Below are 11,246 nucleotides of genomic sequence, written 5' to 3'. Positions count from 1 at the left end.
ACCGTGACGTTCTCGGGCAGGAAGGCGGCCGAGATGGCGACGGCCGCGTCGAGCAGGCCGCCCGGGTCGTTGCGCAGGTCGAGCACCAGGCCCTTGAGGTTGGGCTCTTCCTTGTAGATGTCCTCGACCTTCTTCACGAAGTCGTCGACCGTGCGTTCCTGGAACTGCGACAGCCGGATCCAGCCGTAGCCCGGCTCCATGACCTTGCCGCGCACCGACTGGGTACGGATTTCCTCGCGCGTGATCGTGACCGGGAAGGTGCGGCTCTCGTCCTTGCGGAAGATGGTCAGCAGCACCTTGGTGTTGGCCTCGCCGCGCATGCGCTTGACGGCCTCGTTGAGCGACAGGCCGCGCACGGCCGTGTCGTCGATCTTGGTGATCAGGTCGTTGGGCTTGAGGCCCGCGCGGAAGGCCGGCGAGCCCTCGATCGGCGACACCACCTTGATGAGCCCGTCTTCCTGGGAAATCTCGATGCCCACGCCGACGAAGCGGCCGGTGGTGCCTTCCCTGAATTCCTTGAAGGACTTCTTGTCGAAGTACTGGGAATGCGGGTCGAGCCCGGCCACCATCCCCGAGATGGCGTCGGAAATGAGCTTTTTCTCGTCGACCGGCTCGACATAGTCGCTCTTGACCATGCCGAACACCGCGGCGAGCTGCTGCAATTCCTCGAGCGGGAGCGGCGCGAGCGAGCCGCGTGCAACCGTCTGCAACGAGACGGTGGTCAAGACGCCGGCAACGGCGCCGGCGGCAACCCAGCCGGTAATCTTCAGTTTCTGACCCATCATGAGTGATTGTCCTTGTCGGCTGTCAAACCAATATACACAGCTTGGAAGCAAATTGCCTGCCGGGGTTCCACGGGGGAGCGCCGCCGAGGGGCTTTCTTTTTTCAGCCCTTGCCCTGCGAGGCCACCGCTGCGGCGGCCTTTTCGGCGGCCGCGGCGTCGCCGAGGTAGTAGTGCCGCAGCGGCTTGAGCTCGTCGTCGAGCTCGTAGACCAGCGGAATGCCGTTCGGGATGTTCAGGCCGACGATGGCGTCGTCGGAGATGCCGTCGAGGTACTTGACCAGCGCGCGGATCGAGTTGCCGTGCGCCGCCACCACCAGGCGGCGCCCGGTGCGGATGGCCGGCGCCATCGATTCGTTCCAGAACGGCAGCACGCGTGCCACCGTGTCCTTCAGGCATTCGGTCAGCGGGACCTGCTCGGGCGAAAGCTTGGCGTAGCGCACGTCGGAGCGCTCGCTGCGCGGATCGTCGGCTTCCAGCGGCGGCGGCGGGGTGCCATAGCTGCGGCGCCAGACCAGCACCTGCTCGTCGCCGTACTTCTTGGCGGTTTCGGCCTTGTTGAGGCCCTGCAGGGCGCCGTAGTGGCGCTCGTTCAGGCGCCACGAATGCACCACGGGCAGCCAGGTGCGGTCGAGCTCGTCCAGCGTGTGCCAGAGCGTGCGGGTGGCGCGCTTGAGCACGCTGGTGTAGGCCACGTCGAAGTCGTAGCCCTCGGCCTTGAGCAGCCGGCCGGCCTGCTTGGCCTGCTCGATGCCGGTKTCGGTSAGGTCGACATCGRYCCAGCCGGTGAAGCGGTTTTCGAGATTCCASGTSGATTCGCCGTGGCGGATCAGTACCAGTTTGTGCATGTGGGAAGCCTTTGGCAGCGCTTGGGAAAACCAGCATTCTAAAATCCCGGGTTTGCCATCCAAGGAACCCCCGTGAAATTGATCGAATTCGTCACCGCGAACTGGATGCTGATCCTGATCGCACTCAGCTCGGGTGGCATGCTGGCCTGGCCGCTCGTGCGCGGCGCCGGCGGCGGCACGCTCACGGCCCAGGGCGCGGTGCACCTCATCAACCGCGAACGCGCGGTGCTGGTCGACGTACGCGAACCCGAAGAGTTCGCCACCGGCCACATGATCGGCGCCAAGAACGTGCCCCTGAACCAGCTCGAGGAAAAGCTCACCGGCGCGGTCAAGAACAAGGGCGTGCCGCTGCTGCTGGTGTGCGCCACCGGCGCCCGCGCCCAGCGCGCCGTGGCCATGGCCAAGAAACTGGGCTACGAGCAGGCCCAAGCGGTTTCCGGCGGCCTCAAGGCCTGGAAAGAGGCTAACCTGCCCGTTGAAAAAGCCTGAGGCTTCCCCAAGGTAAAGCGTATGCAAGCCGTCAAGATGTACACCACCGCCTTCTGCCCGTACTGCGTTCGCGCCAAGCAGATCCTCAAGTCCAAGGGTGTCGAGGAGATCGAAGAAATTCGCATCGACAGCGATCCCGCGGCCCGCAGCACCATGATGGAGATCACCCAGCGCCGCACGGTGCCGCAGATCTTCATCGGCGACACCCACGTGGGCGGCTGCGACGACCTGGTGGCGCTGGACGGCCGCGGCGGCCTGGTGCCCCTGCTCCAAGGCGCCTGACACACAAAGCAGCCGGGCGTCGCGAAAGTGGTCCGGCCGCGGGGCGATAATCGCCTGCTCATTCATCTGCAGCCCGCTGCGGGAAGCTCTCCCCGGCGGGCATTGTTTTGATCCTCGAAAGTTCAGCCATGGCCGACCAGCAAGCCCAAGATCCCGTTTTCCAGATCCAGCGCGTCTACCTCAAGGACCTGTCGCTCGAACAGCCCAATTCGCCCGCCATCCTGCTCGAGCAGGAGCAGCCCACGGTCGACATCCAGCTTGGCGTGGACGCCCAGCCGGTGGCCGAAGGCATCTTCGAGATCACCGTGTCGGCCACCGTGCAGACCAAGATCCAGGACAAGACCGTGTTCCTGGTCGAAGCCAAGCAGGCCGGCATCTTCGAGATCCGCAACCTGCCCGAAGACCAGATGGGCCCGATCCTGGGCATCGCCTGCCCGCAGATCGTCTATCCCTACCTGCGCGGCAACGTGGCCGACGTGATCCAGCGCGGCGGCTTCCCGCCCGTGCACCTGGCGGAAATCAACTTCCAGGCGATGTACGAGCAGCAGCAGGCGCAGGCCGCCGGCCAGCCCTCGCCGATCGTCACGCAGTAAAGCCGGCACAGCGCCGCAACGYCGATGAAGATCTGCGTTCATGGCGCCGGTGCCTGGGGCACGGCGCTGGCTGTCAATGCGGCGGGCCGCCACGAGGTCACGCTCTGGGCGCGCGATGCGGCCCAGGCCGAGGCCATTGCCAAGGCGCGCGAAAACGTCCGCTACCTGCCCGGCCTGGCGCTGCCGCCCGCACTCACGGTGCGCGCCGGCGACCTGCACCAGGCCCGGGCGGGCGCCGAACTGGTCGTGGTGGCCACGCCCATGGCCGCGCTGCGGCAGCAGCTCATCGCCTTGCGCGGCACGACCGCGCCGGTCGCGTGGCTGTGCAAGGGCGTCGAACCCGCGCTCGATGCTTCGTCTCCCGCCTCCTACGGCCTGCTGGCCCACGAAATCTGGGGGCAGGTCGCGCCTGAACTGATGGCCGGCGTGCTCAGCGGACCGAGCTTTGCGCAGGAAGTCGCCGAAGGCCGCCCGACGGCGCTGGTGGCCGCAAGCCCCCATGCCGCGGTGCGCGACGCGCTGGTCCAGGCCTTCCACGGCCCGGCCCTGCGCGTCTACGCCAACGACGACATCGTGGGCGTGGAAGTCGGCGGCGCCGTCAAGAACGTGCTGGCCATTGCCACTGGCCTCTGCGACGGCCTGGCGCTGGGGCTCAATGCGCGCGCGGCGCTCATCACGCGGGGCCTGGCCGAAATGACGCGCTTCGGGCTGGCGCTCGGCGCGCGCGCCGAAACCTTCATGGGCCTTTCCGGCCTGGGCGACCTGGTGCTCACGGCCACCGGCGACCTTTCTCGCAACCGCAAGGTGGGCCTGCTGCTGGCCCAGGGCCACACGCTGGCGCAGGCCGTCGCTTCGCTGGGGCATGTCGCCGAAGGCGTCTATTGCGCACGCACCGTGGTGCAGCGTGCGCGCGGCCTGGGCGTGGAAATGCCCATCGCCGAAGGCGTGGTCGCGCTGCTCGACGGCCGGCTGAGCCCGCAGGAGGCGGTGGCCTCGCTGACCGGCCGCGATCCGGTGCCCGAGTCGGTGCGGCCCTAGAGGCGTCCGGGCCGCGTGCCATGACCATGAACTACACACAAGACTGAAGAGACAAGACAGCCATGAGCCCTCGCTTTGATTTTTCGGCGCCGGCCGTGGCCGCGCTGGCCCAGGCCGATGCCGCCCGCGCCCTGCAGGAAGACGTGGCCGACGGCGACCTGACCGCCTCGCTGGTCGACCCCRGCCGCCGCGCCCATGCCCGCGTGCTGGCGCGCGAGGCGGCCGTGCTCTGYGGCGCGCCCTGGGTCGAAGCCACCGTGCGGCAGCTCGATCCGCAGGCCCGCATCCGCTGGCTGTGCGGCGAGGGCGAGCGCTGCGCGGCCGACCAGACCGTGCTGGAGATCGAGGGCACGGCGCGCGCACTGCTCACGGCCGAGCGCACCGCGCTCAACTTCCTTCAGCTGCTGAGCGCGGTCGCCACCAAGACGGCGCTTTATGCCGACGCCATGCGCGGYACGCGCGCGAGCATCGTCGACACCCGCAAGACCCTGCCGGGCCTGCGCCTTGCGCAGAAATACGCGGTGCGCACGGGCGGCGGCGTGAACCACCGCATCGGGCTTTATGACGCGGTGCTCATCAAGGAAAACCACATTGCAGCGGCCGGCGGCGTGGCCGCGGCGCTGCGTGCGGTGGCGCCGGCGGCGCAGCGCGCGGCCTTCGTCGAGGTCGAGGTCGAAACCCTGGCGCAGCTGCGCGAGGCACTCGAGGCGGGCGCGCGCATGGTGCTGCTCGACAACATGGACCTGCCGACCCTGCGCGAGGCCGTCCGCATCAACGCCGAGGCCGGCGAGGACCGCAAGGCCGTGCTCGAAATCTCGGGTGGCGTGACGCTCGAGGGCCTGCGCACGCTGGCCGGCACCGGCGTGGACCGCATCTCCGTCGGTGCGCTCACCAAGGACGTGAAGGCCATCGACTTTTCGATGCGTTTCCAGGAAGGCTGAGCGCGTCCATGGCTGCCCCTTCTTCTTTCGTCATCGACGTCGACTACGAACAACCCGCGGCCGGCGCCGGCGCGGCCTGCGACACGCGCCACGCCTGGGCCCGCGTGCCGTCCGAGCCTTCGCAAGATGAGCGCATCGCACTCAAGGAGCGCATCCGCCGCCTGCTGCGCGAGCGCAATGCGGTGATGGTGTCGCACTTCTACGTGCATCCCGACCTGCAGGACCTGGCCGAGGAAACCGGCGGCATCGTGAGCGATTCGCTCGAGATGGCGCGCTTCGGCCGCGACCATGCGGCGCAGACGCTGGTGGTGTCGGGCGTGCGCTTCATGGGCGAGACCGCCAAGATCCTCTCGCCCGAGAAGCGCGTGCTGATGCCCGACCTGGACGCCAACTGCTCGCTCGACCTGGGCTGCCCGGTCGACGAGTTCAGCGCCTTCTGCGACCGGCACCCCGACCGCACCGTGGTGGTCTACGCCAACACCAGCGCGGCCGTGAAGGCGCGCGCCGATTGGCTCGTCACCTCGAGCTGCGCGCTCGACGTGGTGAGCGCGCTGCACGCCCAGGGCCGCAAGATCCTCTGGGGCCCCGACCGCCACCTTGGCGACTACATCCAGCGCCAGACCGGTGCCGACATGGTGAGCTGGAACGGCGCCTGCATCGTGCACGACGAGTTCAAGTCGCTCGAGCTCGAACTGCTCAAGAAGGCGCATCCGGCCGCAAAGGTGCTGGTGCATCCGGAGTCGCCGGCCGATGTGATCGCGCTGGCGGATGCGGTGGGTTCGACCTCGGCGATCCTGAATGCGGCGCAGCGCATGGACGCGAAGGAATTCATCGTCGCCACCGATACCGGCATGCTGCACAAGCTGCGCACGCTGAACCCCGGCAAGACCTTCATCGAGGCACCCACGGCCGGCAACGGCGCTACCTGCAAGAGCTGCGCGCATTGCCCGTGGATGGCGATGAATGGGCTCGTGGAACTGGCGAATGCGCTGGAAACGGGCGCGGGAGAAATCCACGTCGACCCGGCGCTGGGGCTGCGCGCGAGGGTGCCGATCGACCGGATGCTGGCGTTCACGGCGGGGCTCAAGAATGGGCAGGCGCCGGGGAGCCTGGTCGCGGGCATCGGCGCGGCCTGACTGTGCATTGCTCCTTCCCCCGCCGGGGGAAGGCTGGGATGGGGGCTGCCCGCCTTCGAGGCCGCGCGAGAGTGAAGGCTGCCGTGCCCCCACCCCGACCCTCCCCCGGGAGGGGAGGGAGAAAAACCTAGAACTCCAGCGTACAGCTGTCCCCCAGCGCCTCGCGCCACACGCGCACGCGCGCGAGCGAGGGCCTGAATTCCGGCAGCGCATCTGCAATGAACAGGCACAGGTTCTCGAGCGTCGGCGGATGCAGCCCCGCCACGTCGTCGAGCAGGTGGTGGTCGAGCTGCTCGCGCACGTCGCCGAGCCGGCGGCGCAGCACTCCCAGGTCGACGACCATGCCTGTGACGGGATCGCGCTGGCCCGCGAGCCAGACTTCGGCGTGGTAGGTGTGGCCGTGGATACGGCGGCTGCCTTCGGCTTCGATCTCGCGCTTGAGCGTGTGCGCGGCGTCGAAGAAAAAGCGTTGGCTGATGGTGAATCGCATCTGAAGAATGTCCGCGCTCAGCGGATGCCGGTGATCTTGTGGGTCTGCACGCTGAGGCGCCACGCCGGATGGCGCATGCATTCGGCGATGCACAGTTCGGTGTTGGCCACGCGGTCGGGCCCGTCCATCGGCTGCAGGAAGCGGTGCGTGAACTCGCCGGTGCGCGCCATCGTGTCGAGATCGAATTCGGTCTGAGGCCACACCAGCTTGAGTTCCTGCCCGCGCTGCTGCACCCACGGCGCGCCGGCCTTGGGGCTGATGCAGAGCCAGTCGATGCCCTCGGGCGCGGCGACTGTGCCGTTGCTTTCCACCGCGATGCGAAAGCGCCGCGCATGCAGCGCGTCGACCAGTGCGGCGTCCACCTGCAGCAGCGGCTCGCCGCCGGTCAGCACCACCAGCCGGTGCTCGGCGTCGTCGGCCGGCCATTGCGCGGCGATGGTGTCGGCCAGCAGTTCGGCATTCTTGAACTTGCCGCCCAGCGTGCCGTCGGTGCCGACGAAATCGGTGTCGCAGAAACGGCAGACGGCCGTGGCGCGGTCTTCCTCACGGCCGGTCCAGAGGTTGCAGCCCGCGAAGCGGCAGAACACGGCCGGCATGCCGGCCTGTCCGCCTTCGCCCTGCAGGGTGTAGAAGATTTCCTTGACGCTGTAGGTCATGAGGGCATGGCGTCGATTTCGAGGTTGTCGATCAGCCGCGTGCCGCCCAGCCGCGCCGCGGCCAGCGCCACGAGCGGCTCGCCAGCCAGATTGGCGGAACTGGGCGCCTGCAGGTCGGAGCGGCGCCGCAGCACAAGATAGTCCGGTTGCCAGCCGCGCTGCGCCAGCGCCTGCATTGCCCGCGCTTCGATCGCGGCCAAATCGCGCTCGCCGGCTTGCACCGCCTGGGCCATGGCCTTCAGCGCCTTCGAGAGCTGCACGGCCTCCACGCGCTCGGCCTCGCTCAGGTAGCCGTTGCGCGACGACAGCGCAAGCCCGTCGTCGGCGCGGAAGGTCTCGCTGCCCACGATCTCGATCGGCATCGCGAACTGCCGCACCATGTGGCGGATCATCATCAGCTGCTGGTAGTCCTTCTTGCCGAACACCGCCACGCGCGGCTGCACGCACTGGAAGAGTTTCATCACCACCGTGCACACGCCGACGAAGAAGCCCGGGCGGAAATGGCCTTCGAGGATGTCTGCAAGCGCCGGGTCCGGATGCACCTTGCAGGTCTGCGGCTCGGGGTAGAGCGCCTTTTCGTCGGGTGCAAAGAGCACGCCGCAGCCGGCCGTGCGCAGCTTCTCGCAGTCGCTGTCCCAGGTGCGCGGATAGGTGTCGAAATCCTCGTGCGGCAGGAACTGCAGGCGGTTCACGAAGATGCTGGCTACCGTCACATCGCCCAGCGGCTTGGCCTGCTTCACGAGCGCGAGGTGGCCCTCGTGCAGGTTGCCCATGGTGGGGACGAAGGCGGGGCGCTCGAAGGCGGCCAGGTGGCTGCGGAGCTCGTCGATGGTGTGTGCGATGTACATGTCTCGGTTCCTTCCTTACCAGGCGTGGAGTTGGTCGTCGGGGAAGCTGCCGTCCTTGACGGCCTGCACGTAGGCCTTGAGGGCGGGCAGCACGCCCGGCGCATCGGCCATGAAGTTGCGCACGAACTTCGGCATCTTTCCGAGGTTGATGCCCAGCATGTCGTGCAACACCAGCACCTGGCCGGCGGTGCCCTTGCCGGCGCCGATGCCGATGGTGGCGCAGTGCTTGAGTTCGGCGGTGAGCTCGGCGGCCAGCGCGGCCGGCACCATCTCGAGCACCACCATGGTGGCGCCCGCGTCCTGCAGCGCATGCGCCTGCTGCTTGAGCAGCGCGCCGGCGTCGCCCTTGCCCTGCACGCGGTAGCCGCCCAGCGCATGCACGGTCTGCGGCGTCAGGCCCAGGTGCGCGCACACCGGGATGCCGCGCTCCACCAGGAAGCGCACCGTCTCGGTGGTCCAGCCGCCGCCTTCGAGCTTGACCATGTGGGCGCCGGCCTGCATCAGCACCGTGGCGCTGCGCAAGGCCTGCTCGCGCGATTCCTGGTAGCTGCCGAAGGGCAGGTCGGCAATCAGCCAGGCCGTGCCCTGCACACGGCGCAGGCCGCGCGAGACGCTGTCGGTGTGGTAGCGCATGGCGTCCAGCGTCACGCCCACGGTGCTCGCAAGGCCCTGGCAGACCATGCCGAGCGAATCGCCGACCAACAGGCAATCGATGCCCGCCGCATCGGCCATGGCCGCAAAGGTGGCGTCGTAGGCGGTGAGCATCGAGATCTTCTCGCCGCGCGCATGCATGTCGGCCAGGCGCGGCAGGCTCAGGGGCTTGCGCGAGGCGGGCAGCGAGGCCGGCGGCAGCGTGCCGTAGGGCGAGGCTGGCGTGGTTTCCGGCGGTGGGGTGGTGGTGTTCGACATGGTTGGGTTTCTCCCTGCGGGCGTCGGTGGCCGGGCATCCTTGAGTGAAGAAAAACGTGAAAAGCGGGTGGGTTTCAGTCCGCCGAGGGCACCAGCACGGTCGGTGCGGTCGGTTCGGCGAGCGAAGGATAGTCGCGGCTGAAATGCAGCCCGCGGCTTTCGTGGCGGGCCTGGGCGCAGCGCACGATCAGCTCGGCCACCTGCACCAGGTTGCGCAGTTCGAGCAGGTCGCGCGTGACGTGGAAGTTCGCGTAGAACTCCTGGATCTCGGCCTGCAGCAGCGCGATGCGGTGGCTCGCGCGCTCCAGGCGCTTGTTGGTGCGCACGATGCCGACGTAGTCCCACATGAAGCGGCGCAGCTCGTCCCAGTTGTGCGAGATGACCACGGCCTCGTCGGCATCGGTCACGCGGCTTTCGTCCCAGGCCGGCAGTTCAGTGCGCTCGCGCGCCGGTGCCGCGGCAATGGCGGCGGCCGCGGCGCGTGCGAACACCATGCACTCGACCAGCGAATTGCTCGCAAGGCGGTTGGCGCCATGCAGCCCGGTGCAGGCGGTCTCGCCAATGGCATAGAGGCCGGGCAGGTCGGTGCGCCCGGCCAGGTCGCTCAGCACGCCGCCGCAGGTGTAGTGCGCGGCCGGCACCACCGGAATCGGCTCGCGCGTGATGTCGATGCCCAGTTCCAGGCAGCGCGCGAGGATGTTGGGGAAATGTTCTTTAAGAAATGCCGGCGGCTGGTGCGAGATGTCCAGGTGCACGCAGTCCAGCCCGTGCTTCTTCATCTCGAAGTCGATGGCGCGCGCCACCACGTCGCGCGGCGCGAGTTCGGCGCGCTCGTCGTGCTTTGGCATGAAGCGCGTTCCGTCGGGCAGCTTGAGCAGCCCGCCTTCGCCGCGCACCGCCTCGCTGATCAGGAAGGACTTGGCGTGCGGGTGGTAGAGGCAGGTCGGGTGGAACTGGATGAATTCCATGTTCGATACCCGGCAGCCCGCGCGCCAGGCCGCGGCAATGCCGTCGCCGGTGGCGGTGTCGGGGTTGGTGGTGTAGAGGTACACCTTGCTCGCGCCGCCCGTGGCCAGGATGGTGTGCGGCGCGCGGAAGGCCAGCACTTCATCGGTTTGGTCGTCGAGCGCGTAGAGGCCCACGCAGGCGGGGTCCTTCAGGCCGAGCCCGGTGCCGGTGACGAGGTCGACCAGCGTGTGGTGCTCGAAGAGCGAGATGCTGGGCGTGCGGCGCACCTGCTCGATCAGCGTGCGCTGCACGGCCGCGCCGGTGGCGTCGGTCACGTGCACGATGCGGCGCTGGCTGTGGCCGCCTTCGCGCGTCAGGTGCAGGCCGCCGCCTTCCTCCGAGAACGGCACGCCGAGTTCGCGCAGCCAGGCGATGGCCTCAGGCGCGCCCTCGACGACCAGCCGCGTGGCCTCGGGGTCGCACAGGCCCGCGCCGGCGATCAGCGTGTCTTCCACATGGGCGTCGAAGCTGTCGCCCGCGGCCAGCACCGCGGCAATGCCACCCTGCGCCCAGGCGCTGGAGCCGTCGTTGAGCGCGCGCTTGGTCAGCACGGCCACGCGGTGCGTGGGCGCCAGGTGCAGCGCGGCGGAGAGGCCTGCAAGGCCGCTGCCGACGATGAGGACGTCGAAGTCGTGCACGGCGGATTTCTCGGAAGTAGGAAAGAGGCTCAGGCGGGCGAGTAGGCCAGCCGCACGTAGATCGGCGCGAAGGCCTCGGCCTGCGTGATGTCGATCAGCGTTTCCTTCGCGAGCTCGAGCATCGCGATGAAGGTGACGATCAGCACCGGCGCGCCGCGCGACACGTCGAACAGCTTCTCGAATTCGACGAAGCGCCGCCCCTGCAGGTGGCGCAGCACGATGCTCATGTGCTCGCGCACGTTGAGCTCCTCGCGCGAGATCTTGTGGTGCTGCACGAGCTTGGCGCGCTTCATGATGTCGGCCCAGGCGTCGCGCAGCTCGATCACGTTCACATCCGGAAAGCGCGGCTTGAGCGACTGCTCGATGTAGACCTGCCCCTTCCAGAAGTCGCGTCCGTAGGTCGGCAGCGCGCTGATGGCGGCGGCCTGCAGCTTGGTCTGCTCGTACTCGAGCAGGCGGCGCACGAGCTCGGCGCGCGGGTCTTCGGCCTCTTCGCCGTCGGCCACCTTCTTGGGCGGCAGCAGCATGCGCGACTTGATCTCGATCAGCATCGCGGCCATCAGCAAATATTCGGCCGCGAGCTCCAGG

At 68.4% G+C, this 11,246-nt stretch carries 14 protein-coding genes; 6 read left to right on the top strand and 8 right to left on the bottom strand.

What is annotated here, in order from left to right:
• Together AC1DOC_RS05750 and gpmA are read right to left on the bottom strand one after the other, a co-directional pair.
• Window positions 1-782, bottom strand: a 782-nt coding sequence (locus AC1DOC_RS05750) for a S41 family peptidase (protein ID WP_478129517.1), incomplete at its 3' end; no start/stop codon positions are given.
• Window positions 783-886: 104 nt separating this feature from the next.
• Window positions 887-1,630 carry a 2,3-diphosphoglycerate-dependent phosphoglycerate mutase gene (gene gpmA, locus AC1DOC_RS05745; protein ID WP_478129516.1) on the bottom strand — a complete coding sequence of 248 codons (744 nt, stop codon included), beginning with the start codon at window positions 1,628-1,630 and terminating at the stop codon, window positions 887-889.
• 105 nt (window positions 1,631-1,735) lie between these two features.
• Between gpmA and AC1DOC_RS05740 the strand changes: the two genes are divergently transcribed.
• The 6 genes from AC1DOC_RS05740 (at window position 1,736) to nadA (ending at window position 6,109) form a co-directional block, all read left to right on the top strand.
• Window positions 1,736-2,119, top strand: a complete 384-nt coding sequence (locus AC1DOC_RS05740) for a rhodanese-like domain-containing protein (protein ID WP_370880715.1) — start codon at window positions 1,736-1,738, stop codon at window positions 2,117-2,119.
• 21 nt (window positions 2,120-2,140) lie between these two features.
• Window positions 2,141-2,401 carry a glutaredoxin 3 gene (grxC, locus tag AC1DOC_RS05735; protein WP_015866875.1) on the top strand — a complete coding sequence of 87 codons (261 nt, stop codon included), beginning with the start codon at window positions 2,141-2,143 and terminating at the stop codon, window positions 2,399-2,401.
• Window positions 2,402-2,529: 128 nt separating this feature from the next.
• Window positions 2,530-2,994: a protein-export chaperone SecB gene (gene secB / locus AC1DOC_RS05730; protein ID WP_015866874.1), complete on the top strand. Its 465-nt coding sequence runs from the start codon at window positions 2,530-2,532 to the stop codon at window positions 2,992-2,994.
• Window positions 2,995-3,018: 24 nt separating this feature from the next.
• A complete protein-coding gene (locus AC1DOC_RS05725; RefSeq protein ID WP_478081305.1) occupies window positions 3,019-4,032 on the top strand; it encodes an NAD(P)H-dependent glycerol-3-phosphate dehydrogenase in 1,014 nt (337 codons plus the stop codon).
• A gap of 62 nt (window positions 4,033-4,094) precedes the next feature.
• Entirely contained in the window at window positions 4,095-4,973 is an 879-nt protein-coding gene (nadC, locus tag AC1DOC_RS05720) for a carboxylating nicotinate-nucleotide diphosphorylase (protein ID WP_478129515.1), read from the top strand.
• Window positions 4,974-4,981: 8 nt separating this feature from the next.
• The gene (gene nadA / locus AC1DOC_RS05715) at window positions 4,982-6,109 is read left to right on the top strand and encodes a quinolinate synthase NadA (protein ID WP_478081303.1); all 1,128 of its coding nucleotides are present in this window, start codon (window positions 4,982-4,984) and stop codon (window positions 6,107-6,109) included.
• 127 nt (window positions 6,110-6,236) lie between these two features.
• Here the strand turns inward: nadA and AC1DOC_RS05710 are convergent, their stop codons facing one another.
• From AC1DOC_RS05710 to AC1DOC_RS05685, 6 genes are all read right to left on the bottom strand, one after another.
• Entirely contained in the window at window positions 6,237-6,599 is a 363-nt protein-coding gene (locus AC1DOC_RS05710; RefSeq protein ID WP_015866870.1) for a 6-carboxytetrahydropterin synthase, read from the bottom strand.
• A 17-nt stretch (window positions 6,600-6,616) separates the two neighbouring features.
• Complete coding sequence (gene queE, locus AC1DOC_RS05705; protein ID WP_478083745.1) at window positions 6,617-7,255, bottom strand: 7-carboxy-7-deazaguanine synthase; 639 nt, start codon at window positions 7,253-7,255, stop codon at window positions 6,617-6,619.
• Window positions 7,252-8,103 (bottom strand): pantoate--beta-alanine ligase, encoded by an 852-nt coding sequence (panC, locus tag AC1DOC_RS05700; protein WP_478079322.1) that lies wholly within the window; start codon window positions 8,101-8,103, stop codon window positions 7,252-7,254. Before panC ends, queE begins: the two co-directional genes overlap by 4 nt.
• Window positions 8,104-8,118: 15 nt before the next feature.
• Window positions 8,119-9,012 carry a 3-methyl-2-oxobutanoate hydroxymethyltransferase gene (panB, locus tag AC1DOC_RS05695; protein ID WP_436301663.1) on the bottom strand — a complete coding sequence of 298 codons (894 nt, stop codon included), beginning with the start codon at window positions 9,010-9,012 and terminating at the stop codon, window positions 8,119-8,121.
• 74 nt (window positions 9,013-9,086) lie between these two features.
• Window positions 9,087-10,658, bottom strand: coding sequence for an L-aspartate oxidase (gene nadB, locus AC1DOC_RS05690; RefSeq protein ID WP_436301662.1), 1,572 nt, complete (start codon window positions 10,656-10,658; stop codon window positions 9,087-9,089).
• 29 nt (window positions 10,659-10,687) lie between these two features.
• The coding region (locus tag AC1DOC_RS05685) for a segregation and condensation protein A (RefSeq protein ID WP_478129514.1) at window positions 10,688-11,246 on the bottom strand (559 nt) is incomplete at its 5' end.

This window comes from Variovorax sp. 01T439_2 (assembly GCF_056398445.1).
The sequence above is the reverse complement of the archived record's forward strand: the minus strand, read 5'-3'. Positions and strand labels throughout refer to the sequence as shown.

Coding starts and splice junctions, on each gene's coding strand:
- AC1DOC_RS05740 (WP_370880715.1), top strand. CDS start 1,736: ATGCTGATCCTGATCGCACTCAGCTCGGGTGGCATGCTGGCCTGGCCG.
- grxC (WP_015866875.1), top strand. CDS start 2,141: ATGCAAGCCGTCAAGATGTACACCACCGCCTTCTGCCCGTACTGCGTT.
- secB (WP_015866874.1), top strand. CDS start 2,530: ATGGCCGACCAGCAAGCCCAAGATCCCGTTTTCCAGATCCAGCGCGTC.
- AC1DOC_RS05725 (WP_478081305.1), top strand. CDS start 3,019: ATGAAGATCTGCGTTCATGGCGCCGGTGCCTGGGGCACGGCGCTGGCT.
- nadA (WP_478081303.1), top strand. CDS start 4,982: ATGGCTGCCCCTTCTTCTTTCGTCATCGACGTCGACTACGAACAACCC.
- AC1DOC_RS05710 (WP_015866870.1), bottom strand. CDS start 6,599: ATGCGATTCACCATCAGCCAACGCTTTTTCTTCGACGCCGCGCACACG.
- queE (WP_478083745.1), bottom strand. CDS start 7,255: ATGACCTACAGCGTCAAGGAAATCTTCTACACCCTGCAGGGCGAAGGC.
- panC (WP_478079322.1), bottom strand. CDS start 8,103: ATGTACATCGCACACACCATCGACGAGCTCCGCAGCCACCTGGCCGCC.
- panB (WP_436301663.1), bottom strand. CDS start 9,012: ATGTCGAACACCACCACCCCACCGCCGGAAACCACGCCAGCCTCGCCC.